12 protein-coding genes are annotated in these 16,068 nt (G+C 71.5%); 2 read left to right on the top strand and 10 right to left on the bottom strand.

All coding sequences use genetic code 11. The annotated features are described in order from the left end of the window. Nucleotides 1-69: 69 nt before the first annotated feature. On the bottom strand, nucleotides 70-1,701 hold the full coding sequence (gene pruA, locus ACIQZN_RS03920; protein WP_403988066.1) for an L-glutamate gamma-semialdehyde dehydrogenase: 1,632 nt from the start codon (nucleotides 1,699-1,701) through the stop codon (nucleotides 70-72). Between the two features lie 41 nt (nucleotides 1,702-1,742). Then, on the bottom strand, nucleotides 1,743-2,669 hold the full coding sequence (locus tag ACIQZN_RS03915) for a proline dehydrogenase family protein (RefSeq protein WP_403988063.1): 927 nt from the start codon (nucleotides 2,667-2,669) through the stop codon (nucleotides 1,743-1,745). Nucleotides 2,670-2,857: 188 nt separating this feature from the next. Between ACIQZN_RS03915 and ACIQZN_RS03910 the strand changes: the two genes are divergently transcribed. Next, on the top strand, nucleotides 2,858-4,003 hold the full coding sequence (locus ACIQZN_RS03910; RefSeq protein WP_403988060.1) for a PucR family transcriptional regulator: 1,146 nt from the start codon (nucleotides 2,858-2,860) through the stop codon (nucleotides 4,001-4,003). A 44-nt stretch (nucleotides 4,004-4,047) separates the two neighbouring features. On the opposite strand, the gene ACIQZN_RS03905 is transcribed toward ACIQZN_RS03910, so the two are convergent. The 8 genes from ACIQZN_RS03905 to ACIQZN_RS03870 all read right to left on the bottom strand — a co-directional run bounded on the left by ACIQZN_RS03905 (nucleotide 4,048) and on the right by ACIQZN_RS03870 (nucleotide 14,893). Further along, complete coding sequence (locus ACIQZN_RS03905) at nucleotides 4,048-4,566, bottom strand: hypothetical protein (RefSeq protein WP_403988057.1); 519 nt, start codon at nucleotides 4,564-4,566, stop codon at nucleotides 4,048-4,050. Continuing rightward, nucleotides 4,563-5,165 carry a TetR/AcrR family transcriptional regulator gene (locus tag ACIQZN_RS03900; RefSeq protein ID WP_403988054.1) on the bottom strand — a complete coding sequence of 201 codons (603 nt, stop codon included), beginning with the start codon at nucleotides 5,163-5,165 and terminating at the stop codon, nucleotides 4,563-4,565. Before ACIQZN_RS03900 ends, ACIQZN_RS03905 begins: the two co-directional genes overlap by 4 nt. Nucleotides 5,166-5,249: 84 nt before the next feature. Next, complete coding sequence (gene serA, locus ACIQZN_RS03895) at nucleotides 5,250-6,842, bottom strand: phosphoglycerate dehydrogenase (protein WP_403988051.1); 1,593 nt, start codon at nucleotides 6,840-6,842, stop codon at nucleotides 5,250-5,252. 217 nt (nucleotides 6,843-7,059) lie between these two features. Further along, nucleotides 7,060-8,061 carry a ketol-acid reductoisomerase gene (gene ilvC, locus ACIQZN_RS03890; RefSeq protein ID WP_093705943.1) on the bottom strand — a complete coding sequence of 334 codons (1,002 nt, stop codon included), beginning with the start codon at nucleotides 8,059-8,061 and terminating at the stop codon, nucleotides 7,060-7,062. A gap of 109 nt (nucleotides 8,062-8,170) precedes the next feature. Beyond that, nucleotides 8,171-8,698, bottom strand: coding sequence for an acetolactate synthase small subunit (gene ilvN, locus ACIQZN_RS03885; protein WP_403988048.1), 528 nt, complete (start codon nucleotides 8,696-8,698; stop codon nucleotides 8,171-8,173). Between the two features lie 22 nt (nucleotides 8,699-8,720). Then, entirely contained in the window at nucleotides 8,721-10,577 is a 1,857-nt protein-coding gene (locus ACIQZN_RS03880; RefSeq protein WP_403988045.1) for an acetolactate synthase large subunit, read from the bottom strand. Nucleotides 10,578-10,793: 216 nt separating this feature from the next. Then, complete coding sequence (locus ACIQZN_RS03875) at nucleotides 10,794-13,637, bottom strand: putative bifunctional diguanylate cyclase/phosphodiesterase (RefSeq protein ID WP_403988042.1); 2,844 nt, start codon at nucleotides 13,635-13,637, stop codon at nucleotides 10,794-10,796. A 293-nt stretch (nucleotides 13,638-13,930) separates the two neighbouring features. Then, complete coding sequence (locus ACIQZN_RS03870) at nucleotides 13,931-14,893, bottom strand: 2-hydroxyacid dehydrogenase (RefSeq protein WP_403988039.1); 963 nt, start codon at nucleotides 14,891-14,893, stop codon at nucleotides 13,931-13,933. A 74-nt stretch (nucleotides 14,894-14,967) separates the two neighbouring features. Here ACIQZN_RS03870 and ACIQZN_RS03865 point away from each other — a divergent pair, with 74 nt between their 5' ends. Further along, complete coding sequence (locus ACIQZN_RS03865; protein WP_161211985.1) at nucleotides 14,968-15,960, top strand: aldo/keto reductase; 993 nt, start codon at nucleotides 14,968-14,970, stop codon at nucleotides 15,958-15,960. The last annotated feature ends 108 nt before the right edge of the window (nucleotides 15,961-16,068 follow it).

The following is a 16,068-nucleotide window of genomic DNA, read 5'->3' as shown; positions in this document are numbered from 1 at the left end:
CCCCCGTCCGGCAGGGGAACCGGACGGGGGGCGGGACTCGGGGCGGGGCGACGGGCGCCCCGGAGGGCGTCAGCCCTGGTGGGGGTAGGTGTACTCGGTCGGCGGGACCAGGGTCTCCTTGATGGCGCGGGTGAGGGTCCAGCGCTGGAGGTTCTGGGGGGCGCCGGCCTTGTCGTTCGTACCCGAGGCGCGGCCGCCGCCGAAGGGCTGCTGGCCGACGACGGCACCGGTCGACTTGTCGTTGATGTAGAAGTTGCCCGCGGCGTACCGCAGCTTCTCCATCGTGTACGCGGCCGCCGCGCGGTCGTTCGCGATGACGGACCCGGTCAGGGCGTAGTCGGAGACCGACTCCATCTGGGCGAGCATCGCGTCGTACTGGTCGTCCTCGTAGACGTGCACGGCGAGGATCGGGCCGAAGTACTCGGTCGTGAAGACCTCGTTCTCGGGGTCGGTGCACTCGATGACGGTCGGGCGGACGAAGTAGCCCACCGAGTCGTCGTAGGTGCCGCCCGCGACGATGGTGCACGCCGGGTCGGCGGCGGCGCGGTCGATCGCGGCCTTGTTCTTCGCGAAGGAGCGGTCGTCGATGACGGCGCCCATGAAGTGCGACAGGTCGGTGACGTCACCCATGGTGATGGAGTCGACCTCGGCCGCGAACGCCTCCTTGAAGCCCGAGTTCCAGACAGAAGCCGGGATGTAGGCGCGCGAGGTCGCCGAGCACTTCTGGCCCTGGTACTCGAAGGCGCCGCGGGTCAGCGCGGTCTTCAGGATCGCGGGGTCGGCCGACGGGTGGGCGACGACGAAGTCCTTGCCACCGGTCTCGCCGACGAGCCGCGGGTAGGTGCGGTAGTTGGCGATGTTGTTGCCGACGGTCTTCCACAGGTGCTGGAAGGTCGGGGTGGAGCCGGTGAAGTGGATGCCGGCCAGGTCGCGGTGGTTCAGGGCCACCTCGGAGACGGCGATGCCGTCGCCGGTCACCAGGTTGATGACGCCCTTGGGCAGACCGGCCTCCTCCAGGAGCTGCATCAGCAGCACGGCGGCGTGGGTCTGCGTCGGGGACGGCTTCCACACGACGACGTTGCCCATGAGGGCGGGCGCGGTCGGCAGGTTGGCGGCGATGGCCGAGAAGTTGAACGGCGTGATCGCGTAGACGAAGCCCTCCAGCGGGCGGTGGTCCATGCGGTTCCACACGCCCGGGGAGTTGGCCGGGGGCTGCTCGGCGAGGATCTGGCGCGCGTAGTGCACGTTGAAGCGCCAGAAGTCGACCAGCTCACAGGGGCAGTCGATCTCGGCCTGCTGGGCGGTCTTGCCCTGGCCGAGCATCGTGGAGGCGGCCAGCGTCTCGCGCCACGGGCCGGAGAGCAGCTCGGCGGCGCGCAGGATGATCGCGGCGCGGTCGTCGAAGGACATCGCGCGCCAGGCCGGGGCGGCGGCCAGGGCGGCGTCGATCGCGTCCTGGGCGTCCTGCTCGGTGGCGCCGGCGAAGGTGCCGAGGACGGCCTTGTGGTTGTGGGGCTGCACGACCTCGACGCGCTCGCCGCCACCCATCCGCTTCTCGCCGCCGATGGTCATCGGCAGGTCGACGGGGTTCTGGCTGAGCTCCTTGAGCTTGGCCTCCAGGCGGGCGCGCTCCGGGGTGCCCGGGGCGTAGGAGTGGACCGGCTCGTTGACCGGCGCGGGGACCTGGGTCACAGCGTCCATGGTGTCCTTTGCTCCTTCAAGTAGAGGGGGTGGAGGAGGGCTCAGCCCTTGGTGAGGATCGAGCGGCCGAAGAACAGCAGGTTGGCCGGCTTCTCGGCGAGGCGGCGCATGAAGTACCCGTACCAGTCGGTGCCGTACGCGGTGTAGACACGCATGCGGTGGCCCTCGGCGGCGAGCCGGATGTGCTCGTCGCTGCGGATGCCGTACAGCATCTGGAACTCGTACTCGTCCAGCTTGCGCCCGGCCTTGCGGCCCAGCTCCTGGGCGATGGCGATCAGGCGGGGGTCGTGGGACCCGATCATCGGGTAGCCCTCGCCCTGCATCAGGGTCTTCAGGATGCGGACGTACGCCTTGTCGATCTCCGCCTTGTCCTGGTACGCGACGGAGGCGGGCTCCTTGTAGGCGCCCTTCACGATGCGCACGCGGCTCCCGGCGTCGGCGAGGCGGCGGGCGTCCTCCTCGGTGCGGAAGAGGTACGCCTGGATGACGCAGCCGGTCTGCGGGAAGTCCTTCCGCAGCTCCTCGTGGATGGCGAACATCGAGTCGAGGGTGGTGTGGTCCTCGGCGTCCAGGGTGACCGTGGTGCCGATCGCGGCGGCGGCCTCGACGACCGGGCGCACGTTGGCGAGGGCCAGTTCGTGGCCGCCGTCCAGGGACTGGCCGAACATCGACAGCTTGACGGACATCTCCGCCTTGGTGCCCAGGCCGAGGTCCTTGAGGCGGTCGACCAGCTCCAGGTAGGCGTCGCGCGCGGCGGCGGCCTGCTCGGGCGTGGTGATGTCCTCGCCGACGACGTCGAGGGTGACTTCGAGACCCTTGTCGGCGGCGTCCTCGATGACCGGGACGACCTGGTCGACCGTCTCACCGGCGATGAAGCGGTCCACGACCTGCTTGGTGCCGGGCGCGGCCGAGATGAACCGGCGCATCTTGTCGCTTCGCGACGCGGCGAGAATCACGGGACCCAGCACGGGGCACCTCCACGGAAAGTACGAACGAGGCCGCACCGCCATATATGCCGTGTAACGAACATAAGCGGTACAGCACGGAGAACCACCGTGAAATCTAAGGATCGCGCGGTTTCCCTGCCATCGACAGCTGCCACACATCCGTGGACTGGATCTCAGACATATGTCTGAAGGGGTGCGAGAATGGCCGGGTGAAGGGCGATTACCAGGAGCTGGTGGACGAGATCTCCGCGCTGCTCGGCGTCCCCGCGACACTGGAGAACCGGGACTTCGGGCTGGTCGCCTTCGGGGCCCACGACAGCGACGACACCACGGCGATGGACCCGGTCCGCACCCGGTCGATCCTCACCCGCCGCTCCACCCCTGCGGTCCGCGCCTGGTTCGAGAACTTCGGCATCACCCGCGCCACCGGCCCCCTCCGCATCCCGGCCGCCCCCGAGGCCGGTGTCTACCGCGACCGCATCTGCCTGCCGGTACGCCATCGGGGTGTCGTGCTCGGTTACGTATGGCTGCTCGACGCCGACCCGGGGCCGACCGACCGCCAGCTCGACGCGGCGATGGACGTCGCCGCCCGGATCGGCGCGCTGCTGGCCGACGAGGAGCGGGCGGGGACCGACCTGTCCCGGGAGTTCGGCGCGGTGCTGGCCGCCGGGCGCGGCTGGCAGCGGGACATGGCGGTCGCCGCGCTCGCCGAGGCGCTGGGCCCCGACGCGGACGGGCTGCACACCGTGGTCTGCGTGGCCCCGTGGACGGACGGCGCGCCCGCCGTGCGCACCGTCCCCTCGGCCGCCGCGCTGACCGGCGCCCCGCTGCCGGGCCGCGCCGGGCCGCCGGCCCTCGCGGCGCTGATCCGGCTGCGGTCGCCGGAGGTCCTGGACCCCGCGCTCACCGCGGCCGACCGGCTCCGCGCCACCGCCGGGGAGACGGCCACCGCCGGGATCGCGGTCCCGCGCCGGGGCCTCACGGAGCTGGCGGACGCCTGGCACGAGGCGTCGGCGGCGGCCCGGGCGGCGGCGGCGGAGACCCGGTACGGCCCGGTCGCCGACTGGCCGTCCATCGGCCCGTACCGCACGCTGACCGCGCTCGCCCCGGACGCCCTGCCCGACCCGGCCGTGCGCCCCCTGCTGACCCCGGCCCAGCGGGACCTGGCGCGCACCGCGGAAGTGTTCCTGGACTGCGCGGGCCAGGCGTCCCGGACCGCCGCCGAGCTGGGCATCCACCGCCAGACGCTGTACTACCGCCTCTCCCGCGTCCAGCAGCTCACCGGACTCGACCTCAACGACGGCGAGGACCGGCTGCTGCTCCACATGGCCCTGAAGGCGGCCCGGCTGCGGTGAGGCACCGGGGTCTTACAGCCAGGCGGGCTCACAGCCAGGCGGGCTCACAGCCAGGCGGGCGGCGGCGGGGCGGTGATCGGGCGGTCGCTGACCACGGCGGCCATGACCAGGGGCGCGTCCCCGTCACTGCGGCCGACGCTCACGCCGACCCAGCGCTCCCCCGGTCCGGGGAGCGGGCCCCACGCGGCCAGGTCGCCGTAGCAGTCCTCGGCGAGGAGGGCGTCGAAGAGCGGGGGGACCGGGGTGCCCTCCTCTTTGAGGAGCAGCGCGACATGGACGGCGACGCGGTGGTGCGGGCCCCAGCGGGTGTCCAGCTCCGCGACGAGAGCGGCGAGCCCGGCCTCGGCGGCTTCCTCCGCCTCGTCGTCGCCGTCTCCGTCCCCGTCGGACTCCCAGAGCGGGACGGCCCGGAAGCCCTCGCCGGTGGTCGCCCGCCACTCCCCCGTGTCCGGATCGCCCTCGGCCACCACGGGTCCGGCGGCCGGGAGCGGGGCGGTGAGCAGGGCCGCCACCTCGGCGGCGGTGCGCGCGAGGTCGAAGGGCTCGCCGGCCCGGACGGTCACCGGGGGTCCTCGGGGGCGGGGCCGCGTCCTTCGAGGACCAGCTTCAGGCCCTCCGTCAGGTCCTCGGCGGACGGGGCGGACTCGGGGTCCATCAGCCACTGGACCATGACCCCGGCCAGGAGTGCCTGGCAGAAGAGGCCGGCGACGCGGGCGCGCTCGGGGTCGGCCTCGGGGTCGATGCCGAGCATGTTCTCGGCGAGCCCGTCACGGCCCTCGCGCTGCGGGCCGACGAGGGCCTTCCGCAGTTCGGGGTCGGTGTTGATCCGGGAGACGACCTCCATCTGGAGCTGCCAGACCGCCCGGCTCTGTTCGAAGCTCCCGATCACCCGCTCCCAGGCGACTTGGAACTGGTCGAGCGGGGCGGCCGGCGTCTCCGCCTCCCGCTCCCCCTCGGCCTCCCTGGTCGCGAGATCGCCCCACGCCTCCGTCAGCCTGAGGAAGGCGAGGTTGAGCAGCGCGTCCTTGGAGCCGTAGTGGTAGCCGATGGAGGCGAGATTCGTGCCCGACGCGGCCACGATGTCGCGCGCCGTGGTGCGCGCGTACCCCTTCTCCAGCAGGCAGCGCTTGGCGCCTTCGAGCAGATCCTCACGATGTCCCATGACAGCAGCGTACCCGGCATGCAGACATTTGTGTAAGACACGTGTCTACATACCGGGTACGGGTGGGACTCGTGAGACCCGAGGTCAGTCGGTGAGGTTCACCGAGCGGGCCGACGCGGCGCCGATCTCCGAGGAGATCTCGGTCAGCACGGCCGCCGGGACGTCGTCGTCCACGGTGAGGACGACGAGCGCCTCGCCGCCCACGTCGGCGCGGGAGACCTGCATGCCCGCGATGTTCAGACCGGCCTCGCCCAGGATGCGGCCGACCGTGCCGACGACGCCGGGGCGGTCGTCGTAACGGAGCACGATCATGTGGTCGGCGAGCGCCAGGTCCACGTCGTGCTCACCGATCGCGACGATCTTCTGGAGGTGCTTGGGACCGGCCAGCGTGCCGGAGACCGCCACCTCCTGGCCGTCGGAGAGGGTGCCCCGGACGGTGACCACATTGCGGTGCTCGGGCGACTCGGAGCTGGTGGTGAGGCGGACCTCGACCCCGCGCTCCTGGGCGAACAGCGGAGCGTTCACATAGGACACGGTCTCGTCCACGACGTCCTCGAACACGCCCTTGAGCGCGGAGAGTTCGAGCACCTTGACGTCGTGCTGGGTGATCTCGCCGTACACCTCGACGTCGAGGCGGGCGGCGACCTCGCCGGCCAGTGCGGTGAAGATCCGGCCCAGCTTCTCGGCGAGCGGGAGGCCCGGGCGCACGTCCTCGGCGATGACGCCGCCCTGGACGTTGACCGCGTCCGGGACGAGCTCACCGGCGAGCGCGAGGCGCACCGACTTGGCGACCGCGATGCCCGCCTTCTCCTGGGCCTCGTCGGTGGAGGCGCCGAGGTGCGGGGTGCAGACGACCTGGTCGAACTGGAAGAGCGGGGAGTCCGTGCAGGGCTCCTTCGCGTACACGTCGAGGCCGGCGCCGGCGACGCGGCCCTCCTTGAGCGCGGAGGCGAGCGCCTCCTCGTCCACGATGCCGCCGCGCGCGGCGTTGACGATGCGCACCGTGGGCTTCACCTTGTGCAGCGCCTCGTCGCCGATCAGGCCCAGCGTCTCCGGGGTCTTCGGGAGGTGCACGGTGATGAAGTCGGCCACCTCAAGGAGCTCGTCCAGGGAGAGGAGCTTGACGCCCATCTGCGCGGCGCGCGCCGGCTGCACGTAGGGGTCGTAGGCGACGATCTTCATGCCGAAGGCGGACATGCGCTGGGCGACCAGGACGCCGATGCGGCCGAGGCCGACGACGCCGAGGGTCTTCTCGCTCAGCTCGACGCCGGTGTACTTCGAGCGCTTCCACTCGCCGTTCTTCAGGGCGGTGTTGGCCTGCGGGATGTGGCGGGCGGTGGCCACGAGCAGACCGCAGGCCAGCTCGGCGGCGGTGACGATGTTGGAGGTCGGGGCGTTCACGACCATGACGCCGGCCTTGGTGGCGGCGGAGACGTCGACGTTGTCCAGACCGACGCCCGCGCGGGCGACGACCTTCAGCTTCTTCGCGGCGGCGATGGCCTCGGCGTCGACCTTGGTGGCGGAGCGCACCAGGATGGCGTCGACATCGGCGATGGCGGGGAGGAGCTCGGCGCGGTCCGCGCCGTTGCAGTGCCGGATCTCGAAGTCCGGGCCCAGGGCGTCCACCGTGGCGGGCGACAGCTCTTCAGCGATGAGTACGACAGGTTTCGAGCTCACGTGAGTCCTCACAGATCCAGTGCGGACGGCCGTCCCGACGGCCGCAGGCGTGGAGGGGCTTGCCGCGTGGAAGACGCACGACACTGTGGGCCTGACGCGTATATGTGGAGCAGTGTAGTCATGCGCGAGACCCCGATCAGCGCCCCTTCGGAAGGATCACCCGCACGAGTGCGTGGGCGCCGGGGGCGGGACTGACCCCGCCCCCGGCGCCGGGGCGTTACGCGTCCTCGTCGTTGACCCAGCTCATGAGCTTGCGCAGCTCACGGCCGGTGGTCTCCAGGAGGTGGTTCTCGTCGGCCTTCTTGTACTCGTTGTACTTGGGCAGGCCGTTGTGGTACTCGGCCATCCAGTTCTTGGCGAAGGTGCCGTCCTGGATCTCGGCGAGAACCTTCTTCATCTCGGCCTTGGTGGCGTCCGTGATGATGCGCGGGCCGGTGACGTAGTCGCCCCACTCGGCGGTCTCCGAGATGGACCAGCGCATCTTCTCCAGGCCGCCCTCGTACATGAGGTCCACGATGAGCTTCAGCTCGTGCAGGCACTCGAAGTACGCGATCTCCGGCTGGTAACCGGCCTCGGTCAGGGTCTCGAAACCGGCCTTCACCAGGGCGGCGGTGCCACCGCAGAGGACGGCCTGCTCGCCGAAGAGGTCGGTCTCGGTCTCCTCGGTGAAGGTCGTCTTGATGACGCCGGCCCGGGTGCCGCCGATGCCCTTGGCGTACGAGAGGGCGAGCGCCAGGCCGTTGCCCGTGGCGTCCTGCTCGACGGCCACGATGCACGGAACGCCGCGGCCCTCCTCGTACTGGCGGCGGACCAGGTGGCCCGGGCCCTTGGGGGCGACCATGCAGACGTCGACGTCGGCCGGCGGCTTGATGAAGTCGAAGCGGATGTTCAGGCCGTGGCCGAAGAACAGCGCGTCGCCCTTCTTGAGGTTGTCCTTGATGGACTCCTCGTAGACCTGGGCCTGGATCGGGTCCGGGACGAGGATCATGATGACGTCGGCCTCGGCGGCGGCCTCGGACGGGGTCACCACGCGCAGGCCCTGCTCCTCGGCCTTGGCCTTGGACTTGGAACCCTCGTGCAGACCGACACGGACGTCGACACCCGAGTCACGCAGCGACAGCGCGTGGGCGTGGCCCTGGCTGCCGTAGCCGATGACCGCGACCTTGCGGCCCTGGATGATGGACAGGTCGGCATCGTCGTCGTAGAACAGCTCGGCCACTGGGTCTTCTCCTTGGTGTGCAGGTGTTGCGTCCCACCGTACGGCGGGGTGCGTCGATGAAGTTTTCGGGTCTCGCCATACGAGCGGCGCGGCGGGACCTCGGGATGGTTTACGCCGAGCGGTCGAGGGCGCGCAGGGAACGGTCGGTGATCGAGCGCGCGCCGCGCCCTATGGCGATGGTGCCGGACTGGACGAGCTCCTTGATGCCGTACTGCTCCAGCATCTTGAGCATCGCCTCCAGCTTGTCGGCGCCGCCGGTCGCCTCGATCGTGACGGCCTCGGGCGAGACGTCGACGGTCTTGGCGCGGAACAGCTGGACGATCTCGACGATCTGGGAGCGGGTCTCGCTGTCGGCGCGGACCTTCACCAGGACGAGCTCGCGCTGGATCGCAGCGGACGGCTCGAGTTCGACGATCTTGAGGACGTTGACCAGCTTGTTGAGCTGCTTGGTGACCTGCTCCAGGGGCAGGTCGTCGACATTCACGACGATGGTGATGCGCGAGATGTCGGGGTGTTCGGTGGTGCCGACCGCGAGCGAGTCGATGTTGAAGCCGCGGCGGGAGAACAGGGCGGTGATCCGGGCCAGGACACCCGGCTTGTTCTCGACCAGGACGGAGAGCGTGTGCTTGGTGGACATGAAGTCGGTCTCTCTCTGTCTCTCAGTCGTCTTCGTTGTCGCCGAAGTCGGGGCGGACGCCACGGGCGGCCATGACCTCGTCGTTGGAGGTGCCGGCGGCGACCATCGGCCACACCATGGCGTCCTCGTGGACGATGAAGTCGATGACGACCGGGCGGTCGTTGATCGCGTTGGCCTCGGCGATGACCTTGTCCAGGTCGGCCGGGTCCTCGCAGCGGATCGCGTGGCAGCCCATGGCCTCGCTCAGCTTCACGAAGTCCGGGATGCGGGTGCCCTTGTTCGGCGGGGTCTCGCCGTCCGGGCCCGCGTGCAGCACGGTGTTGGAGTACCGCTGGTTGTAGAACAGGGTCTGCCACTGGCGGACCATCCCGAGCGCGCCGTTGTTGATGATGGCGATCTTGACCGGGATGTTGTTCAGGGCGCAGGTGGTGAGCTCCTGATTGGTCATCTGGAAGCAGCCGTCGCCGTCGATCGCCCAGACCGTGCGGTCGGGCATGCCGGCCTTGGCGCCCATCGCGGCCGGGACCGCGTAGCCCATGGTCCCGGCGCCGCCGGAGTTGAGCCAGGTGGCGGGCTGCTCGTACTGGATGAAGTGCGAGGCCCACATCTGGTGCTGGCCGACGCCCGCGGCGAAGATCGTGTCCGGCGGGGCGAGCTCGCCGATGCGCTGGATGACCTGCTGCGGCGAGAGGCTGCCGTCCTCGGGGAGGTCGTAGCCGAGCGGGTAGGTCTCGCGCCAGCGGTTGAGGTCCTTCCACCACGCGCTGTAGTCGCCGGTGTTGCCCTCGGTGTGCTCGGCCTGGACGGCCTGGACGAGGTCGGCGATGACCTCGCGGGCGTCGCCCACGATCGGGACGTCGGCGGCGCGGTTCTTGCCGATCTCCGCCGGGTCGATGTCCGCGTGGACGATCTTGGCGTACGGGGCGAAGCTGTCGAGCTTGCCGGTGACGCGGTCGTCGAAGCGGGCGCCGAGGGCGACGATCAGGTCGGCCTTCTGGAGCGCGGTGACGGCGGTGACCGCACCGTGCATCCCGGGCATTCCCACGTGCAGCGGGTGGCTGTCGGGGAAGGAGCCGAGCGCCATCAGGGTGGTGGTGACGGGCGCTCCGGTCAGCTCGGCCAGCACCTTGAGTTCGGCGGTGGCCCCGGCCTTGATCACGCCGCCGCCCACGTAGAGCACCGGGCGCTTGGCCTGGGTGATGAGCTTGGCGGCCTCGCGGATCTGCTTGGCGTGCGGCTTGGTCACCGGGCGGTAGCCGGGCAGGTCCATGACCGGCGGCCAGCTGAAGGTGGTCTTCGACTGGAGCGCGTCCTTGGCGATGTCGACCAGGACCGGGCCCGGGCGGCCGGTGGAGGCGATGTGGAACGCCTCGGCGATCGTGTGCGCGATGTCCTCGGCGCGGGTGACCAGGAAGTTGTGCTTCGTGATCGGCATGGTGATGCCGCAGATGTCCGCTTCCTGGAAGGCGTCGGTACCGATGGCGCCGGAGGCCACCTGACCGGTGATCGCGACCATCGGCACCGAGTCCATGGCCGCGTCGGCGATCGGGGTGACGAGGTTGGTGGCGCCGGGACCCGAGGTGACCATGCAGACGCCGACCTTGCCGGTGGCCTGCGCGTACCCGGTGGCCGCGTGACCCGCGCCCTGCTCGTGCCGGACCAGGATGTGGCGGACCCGGGTGGAGTCCATCAGCGGGTCGTACGCCGGGAGAATGCAGCCGCCGGGAAGACCGAATACCGTGTCGGCGCCCACCTCTTCGAGGGAGCGGATGAGGGACTGCGCACCCGTGACGTGCTCAACGGTGGCGGAGGGGGATCCGCCGGTACGGGCCCGCGGCTGGGGATGGTGGGCCCCGGTGGCCTGCTCGGTCATCGGCATTCTCTTCTCGAAGCTGAGGTTTTTTGCGAGTGTTTTACGACGTTTTGCCTGGTCCGGTGCAACAAAAAACCCCTCGTGCCGTGAGGCAAGCGAGGGGAGCGCGCCGGTGCGGTCCGCAGAGTGTCATGGAGGGACTCTGCTTCAGCCGACGCGCTTTCCAAGTACGAGAATTCGGGTGCGCATGGCATTGACCCTCTCTCCGACGCACGCGGAGTGTCAAGTGGGTGGGACGGGTGTCTCACCATGTGAGCGGCTGAGCGACGGGATCGCGCCGCCCGTGAGGACCTTCTGCGCGGGCACCCCGGCGGGCACCGGGAAGGTGCCCCGGACCAGGGCGCGGCGCAGCCGGTACTCGTCCAGCGGCCCCGAGAAGGCCGCGCCCTGGCCGTGCGTACAGCCCATGGCGCGCAGGGCGAGGACCTGCTCCGGGACGTCCACGCCGTCGGCCACGGACTGCATGCCGAGGTCGCAGGCGATCCTGAGCAGCCCGCTGGTGATCTTGTGCAGCCGGGCCGACTCCACGACGCCCTCCACCAGGCCCCGGTCCAGCTTGAGCACGTCGATGGGGAGGCGGCGCAGGGCGTTGATCGCGGCGTAACCGCTGCCGAAGCCGTCGAGCGCGATCCGGACGCCCAGCCGGCGCAGCGCGGCCAGGCGCTGTTCCAGGTCCTCGAAGGGGACCCGGGGGTCGCTGTCCGCCACCTCGATCATCAGCGCCCCGGAGGGCAGCCCGTAGCGCGTGAGCAGCGCCTCGACGGAGCCGGCCGGGAAGCTCCGGTCGAGCAGCCGGCGGGCCGGGAGGCGGACGGAGACCGCGGTCCGGTGGCCGGCCCTGGCCCGGTCGGCGGCCTGCTCGACGGCCTCTTCGAGGAGCCAGCGGCCGAGCTCGGCGGTGCGGTCGCCGTCCTCGGAGATCCTCAGGAACTCGGCGGGCGTGAACAGGATGCCCTGGGCGGAGCGCCAGCGGGCCTGGGCGGCGACGGCGGCGACCCGGCCGGTGGCGAGGTGCACCACGGGCTGGTGGAGGAGCGCGAACTCGCCGTCGCGCAGGGCGCCGCGCAGCCGGGTCGCCAGCTCGGAGCGGCGGACCACGTCGGCCTGCATCTGCGGGGCGTACAGCTCGACGCGGTTCTTGCCGCCGGCCTTGGCGCGGTACATGGCGAGGTCCGCGTTGCGCATGAGGTCGTTGGGGGTGATGCCGGGCTCGGCGAAGGCGACGCCGATGGAGGCGGTGACCCGGACCTCGCCGTCGCCGACGCGGTACGGCTCGGAGAGCGTGAGGCGCAGCCGGTCGGCGATCTCGTGGACCTGGCACTCGCGGGCGTCCTGCTCGCGGCCGGCGTCGCCGACGATGAGGGCGGCGAACTCGTCGCCCCCGAGGCGGGCGGCGGTGTCCCCGGAGCGGACGGACTCGTGGAGGCGGCGGGCGGCCTGGACGAGCAGTTCGTCGCCCGCCTGGTGGCCGAGCCGGTCGTTGGCCGCCTTGAAGCCGTCCAGGTCGATGAAGAGGACGGCGGTGCCCGCGTCCCCGGCGCGGCGGCCGGAGAGCGCTTGGCGGACCCGGGAGGTGAACAGGGCCCGGTTGGGCAGGTCGGTGAGCGGGTCGTGCTCGGCGTTGTGCTGCAACTGGGCCTGGAGGCGGACGCGTTCGGTGACGTCCCGGCTGTTGAGGATCAGGCCGCCCTGGTGCCGGTTGACGGTGGACTCGACGTTGAGCCAGTCGCCGGAGCCGGACCGGAAGCGGCACTCGATGCGGGTGGTGGGCTCCTCGCCGGGCGGGGCGGCGAGGAAGCGGCGGACCTCGTGGACGACGCGGCCGAGGTCGTCGGGGTGGATGATCGAGGACAGCTCGGCGCCGACCAGCTCGTCCGCTTCGCGCCCGTAGACACCGGCGGCGGCGGGGCTGACGTAGCGCAGGACGCCACTGGGGGCGGCGATCATGATGACGTCGCTGGAGCCCTGCACCAGGGAGCGGAAGTGGTTCTCCTTCTGCGCCAGTTCCTGGGTGAGGGCGATGTTGTCGAGGAGCATGATGCCCTGGCGGACGACGAGGGCGAGGACCACCGTGCACCCGGTGAGCACGACGACGCGGTCCACCCGGCGGCCCTCGATCACGTTGTACAGGATGCCCAGGGTGCAGACGGCCGCGGCGAGATACGGGGTCAGCGCGGCCAGGGAGCCGGCGATGGGGCGGCCGGCGGCGCCCGGGGCGGCCGGGTCCGCGCGCTCGTCCTCGGCCTGGACAGCGTTGTCCGCGTCGCGCGCGGCGCCCCAGGGGGCGTACGCGAGGAGCAGCGAGCCGGCGAACCAGCCGGCGTCGAGCAACTGGCCGGAGTGGTAGGTCTGGCGGAGCAGCGGCGAGGTGAACAGGGCGTCGCACAGCACGGTCAGGGCGAGCGCGGCGATGGCGGTGTTCACCGCGGCGCGGTTGACGCTGGAGCGCCGGAAGTGCAGGGCGAGGACCATCGAGACGAGCACGATGTCGAGCAGCGGGTAGGCGAGCGAGAGCGCGGCGCGGGCCACGCTGTCGCCCTCGATGTCCGCGACGTGCGCGGTGTGGGCGAGGGCGAGGCTCCAGGACAGGGTGAGCAGCGAACCGCCGATCAGCCAGGAGTCGAGGGCCAGGCAGACCCAGCCGGCGCGGGTGACGGGCCGCTTGGCGAGGACGAGGAGTCCGACGATGGCGGGCGGCGCGAAGCAGAGGAAGAAGACGTCGGCGGGGGACGGGCTCGGGACCCGGACCTCGCGCACGCACTCGTACCAGCCCCAGACGGCGTTGCCGCCGGCCGCCATCAGCGAGGAGAGCGCGAACAGCAGCCAGGCCGGGCGGAATCGCGGGTCGGCGACGCGGGCGAAGAGGAAGCAGGAGACTGCGGCGGCGAGGGCGGCGGCGCTGAGGCCGAAGTCCCCCATGAACAGGGCGAGCTGGGCCGAGCCCCAGCCGGTGGCCGCGCCCACCGCGTAACCGCCGCAGACGAGGCCGAGGGCGAGCTGCGGGAGCAGCGCGGAGGTGCGGCCGGTCCCGGACTGCCGGGCGAGGAACGCTCCGCGGGTGCTCACCGGGGCGCTCACCGCGGCCCTCCCGAGGTGCCCGGCCGGCTGCGGCGCCGGCTCACCGGGCCCTCCGCGCGCCGTCGCCGGCTCCGTCGTGTCGGATCGTTCGCCCATCGGCCGTCCATCGCCCGTCGCCCCCTCGCGTGTGGCTGGCTCCCCGGCGCCGTCCCTGCCACGGCGCGACACCCCTTTCGGGACGATACACCAGACTCGTCACTCAGGGACATAGTCCCTCTACTCTCCGTGACTACCTGCGGTGTTGTGGCCACGGAGGGGAGCCGAATGTGCTCGTTGTGTGGTCACCCGGTGGTGCGTACGACGTTGTCCAGCGGCTGTCCCGCGGCGAAGCGGGTGAGCTGTCCGGCGATCAGCCGCTTGGCGCGCGGCAGGAACGCGGAGGTGCTGCCGCCGACGTGCGGCGTGATGAGGACGTTCGGAGCATGCCAGAGGGGATGGCCGGAAGGCAGCGGTTCCGGGTCCGTGACGTCGAGGGCGGCGTGCAGCCTGCCGGACTCGAGTTCGGACAACAGGGCCTTGGTGTCGACCACTCCGCCCCGTGCGACGTTGACCAGGAGCGCCCCGTCACGCATCGCGGCGAGGAACTCCGCGCCCACCAGCCCCTGCGTGGAGGGGTTCAACGGGGTGGAGAGGATGACCACATCGGCCTCGGGCAGCAGGGCCGGCAGGTCGTCGAGTGTGTGTACGGGGCCGCGTGCGGTTGTCCGTGCGGAGCGCGCGACGCGTGCGACCCGCGCGCACTCGAACGGCGCGAGCCGGTCCTCGATGGCCGAGCCGATCGATCCGTAGCCGACGATCAGCACGGACTTGTCGGCGAGCGCCGGGTAGAAGCCGGACCGCCACTCCTCGTCGTCCTGGCCGTGCACGAAGCCGGGGAACCCGCGCAGCGAGGCCAGGATCAGCGCGAGGGTCAGTTCGGCGGTGGACGCCTCGTGGACGCCCTGGGCGTTGCACACCCGCACGCCCGCGTGGAGTCCGGCGAGGCCCGGCTCGACGTGGTCGGTGCCCGCCGACAGCGTCTGCACGACCTGGACGCGGCTCATCGCACCGAGCGGGCGGACCGCGACCTCCATGCCCTTCATGTAGGGGACGACGTAGTAGGCGCAGTCGGCGGGGTCGGCCGGGTAGTCCTTCCCGCCGTCCCAGAAGTGGTACGTCAGGCCCTCGGGAAGCCCGTCGATCCCGTCGGCCGGGAGGGGCAGCCAGACCTCGGGGGCGGGGGCGGAGTGCGTGGTGGAAGTCATGGCCAGGAGGCTATGCGAAGCCCTCCGGGACGCAGAGGTTAGGTTGTTGGGCGGTGCGAGGAGGGGTTCGGGAGTTGGAGCGCAGGAGTCTCGGTGCGGCGGCGCTCGCCGTGGGTGCGGTCGGTCTCGGCTGCATGCCGATGAGCTGGGCGTACAGCGCCTCGCAGCAGCGGGGCGACCGTGCGCTGCGGGCGGTGCACGCGGCGCTGGACGCGGGCGTCGATCTGCTCGACACCGCCGACATGTACGGCCCCTTCACCAATGAGCTGCTGGTGGGGCGGGCGCTCAAGGGGCGGCGCTCGGAGGCGTTCGTGTCCACCAAGTGCGGGCTCCTGGTGGGTGATCAGCACATCGTGGCCAATGGCAGGCCGGGGTACGTGCGCAGGGCCTGCGACGCCTCGCTGCGGCGGCTCCAGACCGATGTGATCGACCTCTACCAGCTCCACCGCGCCGACCCCGAGGTGCCCGTCGAGGAGACCTGGGGCGCGATGGCGGAGCTGGTGGGCGCGGGGAAGGTGCGGGCGCTGGGGCTGTGCGCGGTCGGTGCGCGGGCGTCGCGGCGGCCGGGTTCCCGGATGCACGACGGAACGATCCGGCAGCTGGAGCGGGTGCAGCAGGTCTTCCCGGTCAGCGCGGTGCAGGCGGAGCTCTCGGTGTGGTCGCCGCAGGCGCTGGAGTCGCTGCTGCCGTGGTGCGCGGACCGGGGCGTGGGCTTCCTGGCCGCGATGCCGCTGGGAAACGGCTTCCTCACGGGGACGCTGACGCCGGGCCAGGGCTTCGAGCCGGAGGATCTGCGGGCCCGGCATCCCCGGTTCACGGCCGAGATGATGGCGGCGAACCAGCCGTTGGTGGTGGGCCTGCGCCGGGTCGCCGAGCGGCACGGGGCGACGCCCGCGCAGGTGGCCCTGGCCTGGGTGCTGCACCAGGGGCCCCAGGTGGTGCCGGTGCCCGGCACGAAGCGGGCGGACTGGGCGGTGGAGAACGCGGGCGCGGCCGGGCTGACCCTGACCGAACGCGACCTGGCGGAGATCGACCGCCTGCCGGCGCCGCGCGAGTCCTGGGACTAGACACCGGTCCGGAAAGCGCCCCGGCCCGGGCGGCATCGGTGTAAGAACGGGGGACAGGCGGCCGTTGAAGGGACAGGTGTGGTGGTGGGATCAGTGCAGGGGCCCGAG

The organism is Streptomyces sp. NPDC097595, from assembly GCF_044761525.1.
GTDB classification, from domain to species: domain Bacteria; phylum Actinomycetota; class Actinomycetes; order Streptomycetales; family Streptomycetaceae; genus Streptomyces; species Streptomyces drozdowiczii_A.
Note: the sequence above shows the minus strand (reverse complement) of the source record. Positions and strands in the feature narration are given on the sequence as shown.